This window comes from Streptomyces sp. NPDC002104 (genome assembly GCF_053593795.1).
Genome location: NZ_JBSFDF010000028.1, coordinates 47,145 through 63,694, shown reverse-complemented (window position 1 = coordinate 63,694; position 16,550 = coordinate 47,145). Strand labels below are relative to the sequence as shown.

Sequence of the window (16,550 nt, the reverse complement as noted above, 5' to 3'; positions counted from 1 at the left end):
AGGCTCCGCCGGAGCCCGCCCCGACCCGGCGGCGTGTGCGCCGCAGCCCCCTTGCCGCTGCGCGGGGCAAAGTCCCCGCGCCCCCCTTGCCGCTGCGCGGGGCAAAGTCCCCTACCCGCCCTTCGCCCGTTCCCCGGGCTCTGCCCGGACCCCTCCTGGGGCTCCGCCCCGGACCCCGGCAACGGCGCCGCCGCACGCGGAAACGGGGTCCGGGGCGCAGCCCCGGGGAACGGTGGAAGGGCGGGTAGGGGACCTCGCCCCGCAGGGCAGCGGGCCTCAGGCCAAGGTGTCCAGCTCGGCGCGGGCGGCCGCCACCGCTTCGGGCAGGGTTCCGTGGACCGTGAGGTCCGGGCGGGACAGGCTCAGCTGCGTGACCACGTCCGCGCGCCGCGGGTAGCCGGGGTCGGCGCCGACGGTCAGGCGGCGGCGAGGGGTGGCCGCGGCCGCGCCGAGTTCGTACAGGGTGATCGGCTGGACCGTGAGGGACGCATCGCACGCGGGGAACCAGAAGAGAGTGAGGTCGGCCCGCAGCAGGTGCGCGTACTCCCACGCGATCTGGACGTCCGTCTGCGCGGGGTCGGACACGTCGAAATCCGCCCGCCGCGGGTTGAGCACGACGAAGTCGGCCAGAGCGGCCGCCGCCTCCGGCTGCCAGCTCGGGCAGTGCGTGATCCCGCCCGCGAGGAAGACCGACGGCGGATCGCCCGGCGCGGGCCGGTGCACCGCCGGTGCCTCCACGTACCTCACGGGGACTGCGCCGCCGCCGCGGACGCCGCCTCCGCCGCGAGCTCCGCGGTGATGTCCGCCGGCCGCCGCCAGCCGCGCTCCCCGCGGGCCAGCAGCCAGGCCGTCGCCTCCTGCGGAGGCATCGCGGCGGCGACCAGCCAGCCCTGGACGGCGTCGCAGCCCAGGTCCCGCAGCCGCTCCCACGTCTCGTCGTCCTCGACGCCCTCCGCGACGACCAGCAGGCCCAGCGAATGGGCGAGGTCCACCGTGCAGCGGACGATCTCCGCGTCCTGGGCATCCACCGCGAGGCGGGCCACGAAGGACCGGTCTATCTTCAGTTCGCTGACGGGCAGCCGCCGCAGGTGGACGAGGGAGGAGTAGCCGGTGCCGAAGTCGTCCAGGGACATCTTCACGCCGTGGCCGGTCAGCCCGGCCATGGTGTCGGCGGCCCGCTGCGGGTCCTCCAGCAGGACGTGTTCCGTTATTTCCAGCTGGAGCCCGCTCGCCGGGACCCCGTGCCGGGCGAGGCGCGCGGCGACGGCGCCCGCGAAGCCGGGGGTGTGGACGTCGCGCGGCGACACGTTGACGGCGACCGGGACCTTGAGGCCCTGGGCCCGCCACCGGGCGACCTGCGCGAGCGCGGTCTCCAGTACGTACTCCGTCAGGTGCGGCATCAGCCCGGAGGTCTCCGCGATCGCGATGAACTCGTCGGGCGGGACCCGCCCGCGCTCCGGGTGCACCCAGCGCACCAGTGCCTCCAGCCCGGCCACCTTGCCGTCGAAGCGGACCTTCGGCTGGTAGTGCAGTTCCACCTCGCCCGCGTCCAGGGCCCGGCGCAGGTCGCCCAGCAGGCCGAGCCGGTCGGGGGTGTTGCTGTCGCGCTTGGACTCGTAGACCTCGACCCCGGTGCGGTCCCGCTTCGCCTGGTACATGGCGACGTCGGCGCGGCGCAGCAGCCCCTCCGCGTCCAGGGCGTGGTCGGGGAAGACGGCGAGGCCGGCGCTGGCCTCCAGGACCAGGGTCAGGCCGTCCAGGTCGAGGGGGGAGCTGAGTTCGGCGACGAGGTTGCGGGCGACCCGCTGGGCGCTGGTGGTCGAGTCGGTGAGGGGGAGCAGGACGGCGAACTCGTCGCCGCCGAGCCGGGCCGCCTCGGCGGCCGGGGGCAGCGCCTGGCGCAGCCGGTCCGCTATCTGCAGGAGGAGGCGGTCGCCGGCGAGGTGGCCGAGGGTGTCGTTGACGGCGCGGAAGCGGTCCAGGTCGATGAGGACCAGCGCGGCGCGGTTGCCGGAACGTTCGGCCTGGTCGAGCGCGCTCCAGGCGCGCTCCAGCAGCCACTGCCGGTTCGGCAGTCCGGTGAGCGGGTCCCGCAGCTGCTCCTCGGCGCGGGCGCGGGCGATCCACAGGGTGGAGTCCAGGGCGATCAGCGGTACGGCGAACAGCGGCAGCAGTACCGGCTGCGATTCGGCGACCACGCAGATCAGCGGGGCGATGCCGAGGAGCGCGACGGCGACCAGCGCCTGGCGCAGCAGGGCGGTACGGGCGACCGTGGGCAGTCCTGCGCCGCTCGGGGCCAGGGCGAGCCACAGCAGGACGCGGGTGACGAGCAGGTAGGCGAGGGCCACGAGGATGACTTCGGGGACCGCGTCGATCCCCCAGCCGGTGGGGCGCCACGGGGCCTCGACGGAGGGCGACTCGCCGAACGCGGCGAGGACGAGGGCGCCGGCGCCGATACCGAGGATGTCGGTGGCTCCGTGCAGCAGGCCCTGGCGCCAGCGGTGTCTGCGGGCGGCGCCGACGAGGGAGACCACGGCGAGGGAGACCAGGCCGGCGGGGACCCATCCGTAGAGGATGAGGACGCCGAGGGTGAGGGCGGCGCCCGATCCGGTGCCGCCCCACCACCGGTCGCGGCCGAGGGCGACGAGGTGGCCGACGATGATGCCGGTGAGCAGGGCGAGCGCCCAGCCGACCGGGCCGCCGGGGAACAGGGCGTGACGGCTGGTCAGTGCGGTGACGACGCCGACGCCGAGCACGACGGCGGCGAGACCGACGACGGCGAGGGGCAGCACGGCGCTCCGGCCGGCCCGGCCCGTGCCCATGCCGGTGTCGAGCGGTCGCGATTGCGGTGTCCTGGACCCCAGGACACCGATCCGGCCCGTCCGCAGGGACGGGAACTCCCCGCCGAAATCTGGTGACGGGTCGGCGCTTTCGGTGGGTTTCATGCCCGTCCCTCTCACAGCCGGCGATGCCGATGCCACGCGATGGCCCCGATGTCATGCCATCACGGCTGGAAGCGCGTCAAGCAGCCGTGCACGACAGGCGCACCCCTCAACAGTAGGACGCGGGGGGCGTCCAGGGGCAGCGGTCGGCGGCGGTTGCCCGAATACGACCCAGCCATCCTCATCAGTACGGTATCCGCCGAACGGGTGAGTTTGGACCAGGCACCCCGGTCACCCATCCGATGATCCGACAGGCCACGGGCCCGCCACCAGCCTTGTACCGGCCGGACTTGGGCCCGCGGTCCGCGGTGCGCCACCGGGTGCCACCGCCGGCCGCGCCCGGCGCGCGCCCGCTCGTCCGGCCGCACGCCACGCATCCGTTCGCCTTCGCTACTCCGCTCCGGCGTTGCTGTCCACCGGGAGGGCGGCCTCGCGCGCCGCGTCGGGGCCCTCTTCCAGCAGGACGGCGAATCCGGCGTCGTCGAGGATGGACAGCTTCAACTGCACGGCCTTGTCGTACTTCGAGCCGGGGTTGTCACCGACCACGACGAAGGAGGTCTTCTTCGAGACGGATCCGGTCACCTTGGCGCCGCGGCTCTGCAGGGCCTCCTTCGCGCCGTCCCGCGTGTGGCTCTGCAAAGTCCCGGTGACCACCACCGTCAGCCCCTCCAGCGGACGGGGCCCCTCGTCCTCGCCGGAACCTTCCTCCTCCATCCGGACTCCGGCCGCGGCCCACTTGCGCAGGATCTCCTCGTGCCAGGGCTCGGCGAACCACTCCTGGAGGGAGGCGGCGATGATGGCGCCGACGCCCTCGGCCGCGGTCAGTTCCTCCACGGTGGCGCTGCGGATCGCGTCGATCGAGCGGAACTGGCGGGCGAGTGCCTCCGCCGCGACCGGTCCGACGTGACGGATCGACAGGCCGTTGATGATGCGGGCGAGCGGGCGGTCCTTGGCCGCGGCGATGTTCTCCAGCATCGACAGGGCGTTCTTCTTCGGCTCGCCCTTCTGGTTGGCGAAGACCGTGACGATCTTCTCCTCGCCCGTCTTCGGGTCCCGCTTGGGCAGACCGCTGTCCGGGTCGAGGACGTAGGCCTTGATCGGGAGCAGCTGCTCGATGGTCAGGTCGAAGAGGTCGCCCTCGTCGAGCAGCGGCGGGACCGCGGGCTCCAGCGGGCCGGTCAGCGCGGCCGCCGCGACCATGCCGAAGTTCTCGATGTCCAGGCTCTGGCGTCCGGCCAGGTAGAAGACGCGCTCGCGCAACTGGGCCGGGCAGGAGCGGGCGTTGGGGCACCGGACGTCGATGTCTCCCTCCTTCATGGGGCGCAGCTCCGTACCGCACGCGGGGCACTCGGCGGGCATGACGAACTCCCGCTCGCTGCCGTCCCGCAGGTCGACCACCGGTCCGAGGATCTCGGGGATGACGTCGCCGGCCTTGCGCAGCACGACGGTGTCCCCGATGAGCACGCCCTTGGCCTTGACGACCTCCTGGTTGTGCAGGGTCGCGAACTCCACCTCCGAGCCCGCCACCGTCACCGGCTCCACCTGGGCGTACGGGGTCACGCGCCCGGTGCGGCCCACGCCGACCTTGATGTCGATCAGCTTGGAGTTGACCTCCTCGGGGGCGTACTTCCAGGCGATGGCCCAGCGCGGGGCGCGCGCGGTGGAGCCGAGCCGGCCCTGGAGGGCGATCTCGTCGAGCTTGACGACGACCCCGTCGATCTCGTGCTCCACCGAGTGGCGGTTCTCGCCGAAGTACGCGATGAACTCCCGGACCTCGGCGAGGGTGGAGACCACCTTGTTGTGCTGGGCGGTGGGCAGGCCCCACTCGTGGAGCAGCTCGTAGGCCTGCGACTGGTTCTCGATCTCGAAGCCCTCGCGGGCGCCGATGCCGTGCACGACCATGTGCAGCGGGCGGCTCGCGGTGACCTTGGGGTCCTTCTGGCGCAGCGAACCGGCCGCCGCGTTGCGCGGGTTGGCGAAGGGCTTGCCCTCGGCCTCGACGAGCCGCTTGTTGAGCTCCTCGAACTTCTCCATCGGGAAGTAGACCTCGCCGCGGATCTCGACCAGGGCGGGGATCCGCTCGCCCTTGAGCCGGTCGGGGATGTCGGCGATGGTGCGGACGTTGGGCGTGATGTCCTCGCCCGTGCGGCCGTCGCCGCGGGTGGCGGCGCGGGTCAGGCGGCCGTTCTCGTAGGTGAGGTTGACGGCGAGGCCGTCCACCTTCAGCTCGCACAGGTAGTGGTAGTCGGAGGTGTTGGCGTCCCGGGCCACGCGCTCGGCCCAGGCCGCCAGTTCCTCGTCGTCGAAGGCGTTGTCGAGGGAGAGCATCCGCTCGCGGTGCTCCACGGAGGCGAAGTCCGTCTCGTACGCCCCGGCCACTTTCTGGGTGGGCGAATCGGGCGTGCGCAGCTCCGGGTACTGCTCCTCCAGCGCCTCCAGCGAGCGCAGCAGCTTGTCGAACTCGGCGTCGCTGACGACCGGCTGGTCGTTCACGTAGTACCGGAAGCGGTGCTCCTCGACCTGCTCGGAGATCAGCGCGTGCTGCTCGCGCAGTTCCGCCGGTACGGCCGATTCGCTGCCCTGCTTCTGTTCGGCTGCCATGCCGTGTCCTCCCGTGACCCGTCTCGATCCATCACTCAGGGTTGTCGGCGAGCGACCTCGCCGCCCTGACGCAGTGCGCCTGAACCGCCCGCGCGTAGCCGGGCGAAGCGCCCGCCAGACCGCACGAGGGGGTGACCACGACGGACTCCGCCAGAGTCCCCGGGGTCAGCCCCAGCCTGCGCCAGAGCTTCCTGACACCCATGACGCTACCGCCCGGGTCCGACAACGGGCCGTCCGTCCCGGGCACCACTCCGGCGAAGAGTTTCGTACCGGCTTCGACGGCTTCCCCGATGGCGTCATCCTCGCGCTCGGTGAGCAAGGAGAAATCGAACGACACGCCCGAAGCCCCGGCGCGCCGCAGCAGGCCGAAGGGAACCTCGGGTGCGCAGGAGTGGACGATCACCTCCCCGTCGTGGACGGCGAACATCTCGCGCAGGGTCCCTTCGACGACCTGCCGGTCGACGGCGCGGTACGTGCGGTAGCCGCTGGCGGAGCGCACCCGCCCGAGCAGGACGGCGGTCAGCGAGGGCTCGTCGTACTGGAGGACGATCTCGGCGCCGGGGATCCGCCTGCGCACGTCGGCCAGGTGCTCGCGGACGCCTTCCGCGAGTGATCCGGCCAGGTCACGGCAGGCCCCCGGGTCCTGGAGCATGGACTCGCCGCCGTGCATCTCCAGGGAGGCGGCCAGCGTCCACGGACCGACGGCCTGGACCTTGAGGCGGCCCTGGTACCCCTGGGTGAACTCCTCCAGGGCGTCCAGGTCCTCGCCGAGCCAGGAGCGGGCCCGCTTGCTGTCGCGGCCGGGCCGGTCGCTGATCCGCCAGCCGCTGGGCTCGACGTGCGCGTACATGTCCACGAGCAGCCCGAGGGAGCGGCCGATCATGTCGGCGCCGGGCCCGCGGGCGGGCAGCTCGGCGAGGTACGGGAACTCCTCGAAGGAGCCGGTGACGGTCTTGGCGGCCTCGCGGGCGTCGCCGCCGGGGAGCGAGCCGACTCCGGTGGCTCCGCCGGGGCGGCTCGCGCTCATCGGCCGGGCCTGACGGTGAGGTCGCTGACCACGGCGTCGCGGGGCAGGTCGACGGCCATCACGACGGTGGTCGCGACGGACTCGGGGTCGATCCAGTCGGCGGCGTCGTAGGACTCGCCCTCCTGGGAGCGGACCTTCATCTGCATGGGGGTGGCGGTGCGGCCGGGGTAGACGGAGGTGACGCGGATGCCGTTCTCCTTCTCCTCCGCCCGGAGCGAGTCGGCCAGCGCCCTGAGCCCGTGCTTGGAGGCGGCGTACGCGCTCCAGTCGGCGTGGGCGGCGAGCCCGGCGCCGGAGTTCACGAAGACGATGGTGGCGTGCGAGGCCCGCAGGGTGGGCAGCAGGAGCCGGGTGACCTCGGCGGGGGCGATCAGGTTGACGTTGAGCTGCTGGTGCCAGGTCTTGGGCCGCAGCTCCCCCACCGGGCCGAGGTCCACGACGCCGGCGATGTGCAGGAGCGAGTCGATCCGCTCCGGGACGGCCTGCTTGGAGAAGGCCCACGACAGCCGGTCGGGGTCGGCGAGGTCCCCGACGAGCGCGGTGGATCCCGGGTAGCGGTCGGTGAGCTGCCGGGCGCGGGCGGCGTCGCGGGCGAGGAGGACGAGGTCGTCGCCGCGGGCGTGCAGGCGGTCCGTGACGGCTTTGCCGATGCCGGAGCCGGCGCCGGTGATGAGGTGAGTGGCCATACGGTCATGCTCGCATTCCGGCGCGGTACGGCCGCACCGGGTTTCGCCACCCCGGGCCGCACGCACCGCCCCGGCCCGCCGGGCGACGGGGTGCGCAGGGGCGTCAGAGCCCCGCCGCCGCGCGCAGGCCGGCCGCCGTCTTCGAGGCGTCGTAGTCCGCGGGGACGCCGTCGACCAGGATGATGTCCCCCGCGATGTGGTCGGCGCGGAGCGGGATCAGCGCCTGATAGGCCTCGGACGCGTACCAGCCCCGCGCGCGCTCGATGTCGGGGAAGCCGATCAGCACGACCGTGCCGGGCCAGGCGCCCTCCATGACCTCGACCTGCCGGCCGTGGACGAGGAAGCGGCCCCCGAAGGGGTCCATGGTGGACTGGATCTCCTCGATGTAGCGCAGGACGTCCTCGTTCATGGTCTCGGGGCGTATGTGGCCGATGGCGTAGGCGGTCATCCCGGGCCTCCTCTTTCCGTTTCTCCGTGCGGGATCGGCTTGTCGTTCCGATCCTGCCCGCCGCCGGCCCCGGAGGCGATTACCTCCGGGGTCATCGGCGGGCGGCCGGACGGGCGGACGGGCGGGCGGGCGGGCCCGGAAGCCCCCGCCCTGTCCGTCAATGGTGCGCGACAGCAGCGGAGTTGGGCTGGAAGGTGCGCCGGTAGGCGATCGGGGAGATGCCGAGTGCGGAACGCATGTGCTGGCGCAGCGAGTTCGCGGAACCGAAGCCCGAGCGGTGGGCCACCAGGTCGACGGGGAGGTCGCTGGACTCCAGCAAATGGCGTGCCAGCTCCAGGCGTTGACCGGTGAGCCACTGCACCGGGGTCATGCCGACCTCGTCGCGGAAGCGCCGGGTGAAGGTGCGCAGGCTCATCCGGGCATGGGCGGCGAGCTCGGCCAGGGTGATCGGCTCGGTGAGGCGCTCCAGGGCCCAGGCCCGGGTGGCGGTGGTGGTGGCGACGGTGGGTTCGGGGACGGGCCGCACGATGTACTGGGCCTGCCCGCCGTCGCGCCACGGCGGGACCACGCACAGCCGCGCGGCGAGGTTGGCGACGGCGCTGCCGTGGTCGGCGCGGACCAGGTAGAGCAGCAGGTCGATGCCGGCGGCGACGCCGGCCGAGGTGAGGATGTCGCCGTCGTCCACGAAGAGGACGTCCTCGTCGAGGTCGACCCGCGGGAAGGCGCGGCGGAACTCCGGCGCGTGGATCCAGTGGGTGGTGGCGGGCCGCCCGTCGAGCAGCCCCGCGGCGGCGAGCACCTCGGAGCCGGTGCAGATCGACACGATGCGGGTGCCGGGGCGGATCCGGGCGAGGGCGTCGGCGAGGGCCCGCGGCAGCGGCTCGCCGCGCAGGAGCCCGGGCAGGGAGTGGGTGGGCGGGATGATCACGGTGTCGGCCTCGGCGAGGGCCTCGGGCCCCGCGCCGACACCGATGGTGAACCCCGCGTCGGTGGCCACGGGCAGGCCGTCCGGGGTGCAGACGGTGACCTCGTACAGGAAGCTCCCGCCCTCGCCGCGGGCGTTCCCGAAGACCCGCGAGGGCATGCCGAGCTCGAACGGGGCGACGCCTTCGAGGGCGAGTACGGCTACACGGTGCATGGCCAGATTCTGTCACATGGTGGCCAAACGGTCAGCACCATGCGGGCCCGCGCGCGGCCAAGCTGGTGCCATCGGCCGGGGAAACCGGCAGGTGAGAGCAGATCGAGAACAACCAGGGAGACATTCATGCGCGCCATCGTCGTCAGCCAATGGGGCGGACCCGAGGTACTGACCGAGACCGAGCTGGACCGGCCGGAGCCGGGCCTGGGCGAGATCCTGGTACGGGTCCACGCGGCCGGGGTGAACCCGGTCGACTGGAAGACCCGCGCCAGCGGCGCCCTCATTCCCTGGGGGCCCGTCCCGATGGTCGGCTGGGACGTGTCGGGCACGGTCGAGGCCGTTGGACCGGGTGTGACCCTGTACCGGGCCGGCGACGAGGTGTACGGGATGCCCCGCTTCCCGGAGCAGGCCGGCGGGTACGCCGAGTACGTGACCGCGCCCGCCCGGCACTTCGCCCGCAAGCCCGCCTCCCTGGATCACGTCCAGGCGGCGGCCCTGCCGCTGGCGGCCCTGACCGCCTGGCAGGCACTGGTGGACACCGCCGGGGTGTCGGCCGGACAGCGGGTGCTGGTGCACGCGGCGGCCGGCGGGGTCGGCCATCTGGCCGTGCAGATCGCCAAGGCACGCGGCGCGTACGTGATCGGCACCGCCAGCGCGGCCAAGCACGGGCTGCTGCGCGAGCTCGGCGCCGACGAGGTGATCGACTACCGGACCGCGGACTTCGAGGACGCCGTCTCCGGCGTGGACATCGTGGTCGACGCGGTCGGCGGGGAGTACACCGCACGCTCGCTGAAGGTGCTCAAGCCGGGCGGCCACCTGGTCACGCTGCCGGGCCCGGACGGCATCCCGGCCGACACGGCGGGCGTGCACGCCGCCTGGCTCCTGGTGGAGCCGGACCTCGGCGGCCTGCGGGAGATCGCCGCCCTGGCCGACCGGGGCCTGCTGCGGCCGCTGGTCGACACGGTGCTCCCGCTGGCCGAGGCCGCGAAGGCCCACGAGATCGGCGAGCGGGGCCGCACCACCGGCAAGATCGTCCTGACGGTGGTCTGACCGGGCGGCCCGGGCGGGGCGGCCCGGCTAGGCCGTGACGGGCGCGGGCGCCGTGGCCCGGGTGGTGGTGGCGATGGTGGCGGAGCCGACCACGCGGGTGCCGTCGTAGAGGACGATCGCCTGGCCGGGGGCCACACCGCGGACCGGCTCGCCGAAGCGGACGCGCAGTTCGCCCTCCACCAGCTCCGCGAAGACCTCGGTCTCGCCGCCGTGGGCGCGCAGCTGCGCGGTGTACGTGCCCGGGGCGGCGGCGGTGGAACCGCACCAGCGGGGGCGGATCGCGGTCAGCGCGGTGACGTCGAGCGCCTCCACCGGTCCCACGGTGACGGTGTTGTTCACCGGGGAGATGTCGAGGACGTAGCGCGGCTTGCCGTCGGGGGCCGGGTGGCCGATCCGCAGGCCCTTGCGCTGGCCGATGGTGAAGCCGAAGGCGCCCTCGTGGGTGCCGACCTTCTCGCCGGTCGCCTCGTCGACGATGTCGCCCTCGGCCTTGCCCAGGCGGTTCGCCAGGAAGCCCTGGGTGTCGCCGTCGGCGATGAAGCAGATGTCGTGGCTGTCGGGCTTCTTCGCGACGGCCAGGCCCCGCTCCTCGGCCTCGGCGCGGATCTCTTCCTTGGTGGTGAGGGTGTCGCCGAGCGGGAACAGCGCGTGGGCGAGCTGCTTCTCGTCGAGGACGCCGAGGACGTACGACTGGTCCTTGGCCATGTCGGAGGCCCGGTGCAGCTCGCGCGTGCCGTCCTCGTTCAGGACGACGGTGGCGTAGTGGCCGGTGCAGACGGCGTCGAAGCCGAGCGCGAGGGCCTTGTCGAGCAGCGCCGCGAACTTGATCTTCTCGTTGCAGCGCAGGCAGGGGTTCGGGGTGCGCCCGGCCTCGTACTCGGAGATGAAGTCCTCGACGACGTCCTCGCGGAAGCGCTCGGCGAGGTCCCAGACGTAGAACGGGATGCCGATGACGTCGGCGGCGCGTCGGGCGTCGCGGGAGTCCTCGATCGTGCAGCAGCCGCGGGCCCCGGTCCGGAAGGACTGCGGGTTCGCGGAGAGGGCGAGGTGGACGCCGGTCACGTCGTGCCCGGCTTCGACCGCGCGGGCGGCGGCGACGGCGGAGTCCACACCGCCGGACATGGCGGCCAGGACGCGGAGGGGGCGGGGGACGCTCGGCAGGTTCTGAGTCATAGCACCGTCCAGGGTACGGGGGAACCGCGCGGGCTCACAGCGCGTTCTCGGTGGCAGGGGGTGGATCACATGGGGAGTACGGGCGACAAGGGCGGTACGGCGGGCCAACGGCCCGGCCGGACCCGCAGGGCGGTGCTGTTCGGCGGGCTCGGGGTGGTGGCGGCCGCGGCGGTCGCCGGGCGCGATGAGATCGGGCGGGCCTGGTGGCTGGTGCCGGGGGTGTCCAAGCCGCGGAAGGAGGGCGAGCTGGACCACGCGGGGGCTTCCTGGACGGCGGCCTCTCCGGCGAACTGGCGGCTGGCGGACCGGCCCGCGGACTACCGCGTGGACCGGATCGTGGTGCATGTCACGCAGGGCGGCTTCAAGTCCTCGGTGGACGCCTTCAAGAATCCGTTCCACCGGGCGTCGGCGCACTACATAGTCGGCCAGGACGGCCACATCGAGCAGATGGTGCGCGAGCTCGACGTCGCCTTCCACTCGGGCAACCGCTCCATGAACGAGCGCAGCATCGGCATCGAGCACGTCGGCTTCATCGACCGCCCCAAGGACTTCACGGACGCGATGTACGCGGCTTCGGCGCGGCTCGCCGCCGACGTGTGCAGGCGGTACGGGATACCCGCCGACCGCAAGCACTTCCTCGGCCACTCCGAGGTACCGGGAGCCGACCACACGGACCCGGGCCCCCACTGGGACTGGGACCGCTACCTCCGCATGGTCGACGAGGCCGGCGCGGCGGCCGCCAAGACGGCCTGACGGCCTGAGGGGCTGAGGGGCTAGCTCAGCCCCGCCGTGCGGGCGCGGGCCACGGCCGGGCCGATGGCGGCGGCGACCGCGTCCACGTCGGCCTGGGTGGAGGTGTGGCCGAGGGAGAAGCGCAGGGTCCCCCGGGCCAGGCGCGGGTCGGTGCCGGTGGCCAGCAGCACGTGGCTGGGCTGCGCCACTCCGGCCGTGCAGGCGGAGCCGGTGGAGCACTCGATGCCCTGGGCGTCGAGCAGGAGCAGCAGGGAGTCCCCCTCGCAGCCGGGGAAGCTGAAGTGGGCGTTGGCGGGCAGCCGGCCGTCCGGGTCCCCGCCCAGGACCGCGTCGGGGACCTCGTGGAGCACGGCGGCGACGAGCCGGTCGCGCAGCGCGCCGATCTCGGTGGCGAACCGTTCGCGCCGCTCGGCGGCGAGGACGGCCGCCACCGCGAAGGCGGCGATGGCCGGGACGTCGAGGGTGCCGGAGCGCACGTGCCGCTCCTGGCCGCCGCCGTGCAGGACGGGTACGGGGCTCTGGTCGCGGCCGAGCAGCAACGCGCCGATCCCGTACGGCCCGCCGACCTTGTGGCCGCTCACGGTCATGGCGGCGAGACCGCTGTCGCCGAAGCGGACGTCGAGCTGCCCGAAGGCCTGGACGGCGTCGGAGTGCAGCGGGATGCCGTACTCGCGGGCCACCGCGGCCAGTTCGGCGACCGGCATGACGGTGCCGATCTCGTTGTTGGCCCACATGACGGTGGCCAGCGCGATGTCGTCGGGGCCGCGCTCGACCGCTTCGCGGAAGGCCTCGGGGTGCACGCGCCCGTAGCGGTCCACGGGCAGGTACTCGACCTGCGCCCCTTCGTGCTCGGCGAGCCAGTGCACGGCGTCGAGGACGGCGTGGTGCTCGACGGGGCTGGCGAGGACGCGGGTCCGGGCGGGATCGGCGTCGCGGCGGGCCCAGTAGAGCCCCTTGACGGCGAGGTTGTCGGCCTCCGTGCCGCCGGCGGTGAAGACCACCTCGCTCGGACGGGCCCCGAGTGCGTCGGCGAGGGCCTCGCGGGCCTCCTCGACGGTGCGGCGGGCGCGGCGGCCGGCGGCGTGCAGGGAGGACGCGTTGCCCGTGGCGGCGAACTGCGCGGTCATCGCCGCGGCGGCCTCCGGCAGCATCGGGGTCGTGGCGGCGTGGTCGAGGTAGGCCATGATCCCCCGATTCTACGAGTCCCCCGCCGCCGCGATCCCCGCCGGTGCCGTGCAGCCTCGCGGACACCGTCCGAGCCCTTGCGGCTCCGCCCCCGGAGCCGGTGCTGCGCCGCTGCGCGGGGCTGGGTCCCCTACCCGCCCTTCCACCGTTCCCCGGGCGCTGCCCGGACCCCGTTCGCCACGTGCGGCGCCGTCCCCGGGGGCCAGCCCCCGGACCCCCGCTCCTCAAACGCCGGAGGTGCTGAGATCGCCTGAGGCGCGGGGTCCGGGGCGCAGCCCCAGGGGGGTCCGGGGCGCAGCCCCGGGGAACGGGCGAAGGGCGGGTAGGGGACCCCGCCCCGCAGGGACCACCCACCCGCACCCGCCCACCGACCCCGAGCCGGACCGCCAGTGGCCCCGGCACCGACCCGCCACCGCCGGACGGAGTCCGGCGCAGCGACACGAAGCCCGCGCAGCGGTGCGAGCGGCGCGTCAGGAAGGGGAGCGGCGCGTCAGGAAGGCGCCACCCGCGGAGCGCTCGCCAGTTGGCGGGACTGGGCCACCAGGCGGTCCGTCGAGTCCCAGACCTCCGCGTCCTCCTCCAGGAAGCCCCCCGCCAGGTTCCGCGTGGTGATCGACACCCGGAGCGGACCGGGCGCCGGACGGTGGCGGATGTGGGTGGTGAGTTCCACCGTCGGGGTCCAGCCGAGCAGGCCGAGGTCGAAGGAGGTCGGCGGGAGCGCGTCGACCGCGAGGAGGAGGGAGAAGGGGTCCGCGTCGCGCCCGTCCGCGAGCTCGAACCAGGCGCGCATCTCCCCCTTGCCCGAGGGCTGCCCGACGGCCCAGCCGGCCGTCGCCGGGTCCAGGCGGAGCCGGAGCCGGTCCACGATCGCGGAGCTGCCGGGGATCGGGGCCGGGCCGGCTTCGGGGCCGAGGCAGTGCTCGTAGGCCGGGATGGCGGGCGGGAGGGCCGTGGTGTGGACGGAGTCCGGGAGCGCGGCGAGGTCCCCGTAGGAGGCCAGGACGCGGATCCGCTCGATCTCGGCGCCGTTCTCGTCGAACTGGAAGAGGGAGGCCTGTCCGGTGGAGAGCGTGCGGCCGACCCGTACGACCTCGGTGCGGATCACGGCGGGGCCGGGGACCGAGGAGGTCAGGTAGTGCGCGGACACCGTGAAGGGGTCCGGGTGCGGCAGGGCCGACGACAGGGCGCGGCCGACGAGGGCCAGCAGGTATCCGCCGTTGACGGCGGTGATGATCGTCCACCCGGCGGAGAGGTCCGCGTCGTACACACCGGGCTCGCCCGCACGGGCGGTGACGGTGGTGTCGCGGTCGAACTCGCTGTCGCCGATGGAGGCCTTGGCAGCTGCGTGTGACATGGAACGACCGTACACCGGGACCCTACTGAGCGGTAGCTTTGCCTGGTGTGGCGGCCGCTACGGCTCCTCCGCCACCGACGAGCGGCGGTTCCAGGCGAGGGGCGCGCGCAGGTGGTAGCGCATGGCCAGCAGCCGCAGGACGAAGGTGGTGACGATCGCCAGCGCCGTCGTGACGGCGTTCAGGTTGTCGAAGCTGATGAAGAGCGCCACCATCGAGGCGCCGACGAGCGCCGGCACGGCGTACATCTCGCGGTCGCGCAGCAGCGAGGGCACCTCGTTGACGAGGACGTCGCGCAGGACGCCGCCGCCGACGGCGGTGGCCACGCCGAGCGCGGCGGAGGCGGTGAGGCCCAGGCCGTACTCGTAGGCCTTGGTCGTGCCCGTCACGCAGAACAGTCCGAGCCCGGCCGCGTCGAAGACGTTGATCGCGCGGTTGATGCGCTGGACCTCGGGGTGCAGGAAGAAGACGAGCGCGGCGGCGATCAGCGGCGTGACGAAGAACCCGAGGTCGCTGAAGGCGGCGGCCGGGGTGGCGCCGATGACGATGTCGCGGAACAGGCCGCCGCCGAGGGCGGTGACGAGGGCGAGGACGACGATGCCGAAGACGTCGAAGTTCTTGCGTACGGCGAGCAGGGCGCCGGCCGTGGCGAAGACGAAGATGCCCGCGAGGTCCAGACCGTGCTGGACTCCGGGCGGGAAGAGATCGTGGAGCACGGGGTCATTCTGCCGGTCGCCTGCGGCGTGCTCGAACGTGTGTGGCGCGGCCACGGCTCCGAAGGGGCGGCACGGCCCTGCCGGGCCGGGGCCGCACCCGGTGGGGCCCCGGACCGCGGCCGGGTGCGGCGGCGCCGTCAGGGGCTCCGCCCCCGAACCCCCGCGCCTCACACGCCGGCGGGGCCGCGAGCAGTCGGCCGGCAGGAGCCGCACGACCGCCTCGCGCCGCCCGGGGCAGCCGGCCGGCACGGCCGCCTCGCGGCGCCGCGCGCCGTCGGCCGGCGCCGGCCGACGGGTGCCGGCGGGGCGGATACCACCCCACCGGCGTCTGTCAGTGCGCTCGGTCCGGCGTCCCTCAGTCCGTCGGCTTCGCCACGGTCTCCGCCGCGCCCGGCAGGGCCGGGTCGCCCGGGGCCTGGTCGGGGGCGTTCTCCGGGTGGTGGCAGGCCACCTGGTGGCCGGTCTTCAGCGCGAGGAGCGGGGGCTCCTGCGTGGTGCAGACCTGGGTCGCCTTCCAGCACCGGGTGTGGAAGCGGCAGCCGGAGGGCGGGGAGATCGGCGAGGGGACGTCGCCCTTGAGCAGGATGCGGCCGCTCTTCGCTCCGCGCCGGCGCGGGTCCGGTACCGGGACCGCCGACATCAGGGCCGTGGTGTACGGGTGCATGGGCGCCGTGTACAGGGACTTGTTGTCGGCCAGTTCGACGATCTTGCCCAGGTACATGACCGCGATGCGGTCCGAGACGTGCCGGATGACCGACAGGTCGTGGGCGATGATCACGTACGTGAGGCCGAGCTCCTCCTGGAGGTCGTCCAGCAGGTTGACCACCTGGGCCTGGATGGAGACGTCCAGGGCCGAGACCGGCTCGTCGGCGACCACGAGCTTCGGCTTCAGGGCCAGGGCGCGGGCGATGCCGATGCGCTGGCGCTGACCGCCGGAGAACTCGTGCGGGTAGCGGTTGTAGTGCTCCGGGTTGAGGCCCACCAGGGACAGGAGCCGCTGGACCTCCGCCTTGAGGCCGCCCTCGGGCTCGACGCCCTGCAGCTTGAACGGGGCGCCGACGATGGTGCCCACCGTGTGGCGCGGATTCAGCGAGCCGTACGGGTCCTGGAAGATCATCTGCACGTCGCGGCGCATCGGGCGCATGCCGGACACGCTCAGGTGCGTGATGTCCTTGCCCTCGAACTCGATCTTGCCGCCGGTCGGTTCGAGCAGCCGGGTGATCAGCCGGCCCATGGTCGACTTTCCGCAGCCGGACTCGCCGACGATGCCGAGGGTCTCGCCGGGGTGGACCTCGAAGTCGATGCCGTCGACGGCCTTCACGGCCCCGACCTGGCGGCGCAGCAGCCCCTTGGAGATGGGGAAGTGCTTGACCAGTCCGCTCACCCGCAGCAGCGGCTCCGGGGAGGCCACCGCCTGGGCCGGGACGGTGACGGTCCCGGCCTTCTCGTTCCCACTGTCATGGGGCACAGTCATGTCGC

At 73.6% G+C, this 16,550-nt stretch carries 14 protein-coding genes; 2 read left to right on the top strand and 12 right to left on the bottom strand.

Going from position 1 to position 16,550, the window contains the following annotated elements; all coding sequences use genetic code 11:
- Nucleotides 1-276 precede the first annotated feature (276 nt).
- From ACWCP2_RS23140 to ACWCP2_RS23110, 7 genes are all read right to left on the bottom strand, one after another.
- Nucleotides 277-723, bottom strand: a complete 447-nt coding sequence (locus tag ACWCP2_RS23140) for a nucleoside 2-deoxyribosyltransferase domain-containing protein (protein WP_450910467.1) — start codon at nucleotides 721-723, stop codon at nucleotides 277-279.
- Nucleotides 724-743: 20 nt separating this feature from the next.
- Nucleotides 744-2,822 (bottom strand): putative bifunctional diguanylate cyclase/phosphodiesterase, encoded by a 2,079-nt coding sequence (locus ACWCP2_RS23135; RefSeq protein ID WP_450910499.1) that lies wholly within the window; start codon nucleotides 2,820-2,822, stop codon nucleotides 744-746.
- A gap of 510 nt (nucleotides 2,823-3,332) precedes the next feature.
- The gene (gene ligA, locus ACWCP2_RS23130) at nucleotides 3,333-5,543 is read right to left on the bottom strand and encodes an NAD-dependent DNA ligase LigA (protein ID WP_450910466.1); all 2,211 of its coding nucleotides are present in this window, start codon (nucleotides 5,541-5,543) and stop codon (nucleotides 3,333-3,335) included.
- A gap of 31 nt (nucleotides 5,544-5,574) precedes the next feature.
- Entirely contained in the window at nucleotides 5,575-6,570 is a 996-nt protein-coding gene (locus ACWCP2_RS23125) for a methionine synthase (protein WP_450910465.1), read from the bottom strand.
- Nucleotides 6,567-7,256: an SDR family oxidoreductase gene (locus ACWCP2_RS23120; protein WP_450910464.1), complete on the bottom strand. Its 690-nt coding sequence runs from the start codon at nucleotides 7,254-7,256 to the stop codon at nucleotides 6,567-6,569. Before ACWCP2_RS23120 ends, ACWCP2_RS23125 begins: the two co-directional genes overlap by 4 nt.
- 103 nt (nucleotides 7,257-7,359) lie before the next feature.
- Nucleotides 7,360-7,704, bottom strand: coding sequence for a DUF1330 domain-containing protein (locus ACWCP2_RS23115; protein WP_450910463.1), 345 nt, complete (start codon nucleotides 7,702-7,704; stop codon nucleotides 7,360-7,362).
- 157 nt (nucleotides 7,705-7,861) lie between these two features.
- A complete protein-coding gene (locus ACWCP2_RS23110; protein WP_450910462.1) occupies nucleotides 7,862-8,842 on the bottom strand; it encodes a GlxA family transcriptional regulator in 981 nt (326 codons plus the stop codon).
- A gap of 126 nt (nucleotides 8,843-8,968) precedes the next feature.
- Between ACWCP2_RS23110 and ACWCP2_RS23105 the strand changes: the two genes are divergently transcribed.
- Entirely contained in the window at nucleotides 8,969-9,892 is a 924-nt protein-coding gene (locus ACWCP2_RS23105) for an NADP-dependent oxidoreductase (protein ID WP_450910461.1), read from the top strand.
- Between the two features lie 27 nt (nucleotides 9,893-9,919).
- Here ACWCP2_RS23105 and mnmA read toward each other — a convergent pair whose 3' ends face one another.
- Nucleotides 9,920-11,065, bottom strand: coding sequence for a tRNA 2-thiouridine(34) synthase MnmA (gene mnmA / locus ACWCP2_RS23100; protein ID WP_450910460.1), 1,146 nt, complete (start codon nucleotides 11,063-11,065; stop codon nucleotides 9,920-9,922).
- Between the two features lie 69 nt (nucleotides 11,066-11,134).
- Here mnmA and ACWCP2_RS23095 point away from each other — a divergent pair, with 69 nt between their 5' ends.
- A complete protein-coding gene (locus ACWCP2_RS23095; RefSeq protein WP_450910459.1) occupies nucleotides 11,135-11,818 on the top strand; it encodes an N-acetylmuramoyl-L-alanine amidase in 684 nt (227 codons plus the stop codon).
- A gap of 20 nt (nucleotides 11,819-11,838) precedes the next feature.
- Here ACWCP2_RS23095 and ACWCP2_RS23090 read toward each other — a convergent pair whose 3' ends face one another.
- The 4 genes from ACWCP2_RS23090 to ACWCP2_RS23075 all read right to left on the bottom strand — a co-directional run bounded on the left by ACWCP2_RS23090 (nucleotide 11,839) and on the right by ACWCP2_RS23075 (nucleotide 16,545).
- Nucleotides 11,839-13,002, bottom strand: a complete 1,164-nt coding sequence (locus tag ACWCP2_RS23090; RefSeq protein WP_450910458.1) for a cysteine desulfurase family protein — start codon at nucleotides 13,000-13,002, stop codon at nucleotides 11,839-11,841.
- Nucleotides 13,003-13,493: 491 nt separating this feature from the next.
- Nucleotides 13,494-14,357 carry a thioesterase family protein gene (locus ACWCP2_RS23085; RefSeq protein WP_450910457.1) on the bottom strand — a complete coding sequence of 288 codons (864 nt, stop codon included), beginning with the start codon at nucleotides 14,355-14,357 and terminating at the stop codon, nucleotides 13,494-13,496.
- A gap of 57 nt (nucleotides 14,358-14,414) precedes the next feature.
- Nucleotides 14,415-15,071: a trimeric intracellular cation channel family protein gene (locus ACWCP2_RS23080; RefSeq protein WP_450910456.1), complete on the bottom strand. Its 657-nt coding sequence runs from the start codon at nucleotides 15,069-15,071 to the stop codon at nucleotides 14,415-14,417.
- A gap of 355 nt (nucleotides 15,072-15,426) precedes the next feature.
- Complete coding sequence (locus tag ACWCP2_RS23075; protein WP_450910455.1) at nucleotides 15,427-16,545, bottom strand: ABC transporter ATP-binding protein; 1,119 nt, start codon at nucleotides 16,543-16,545, stop codon at nucleotides 15,427-15,429.
- Between the last annotated feature and the right edge of the window lie 5 nt (nucleotides 16,546-16,550).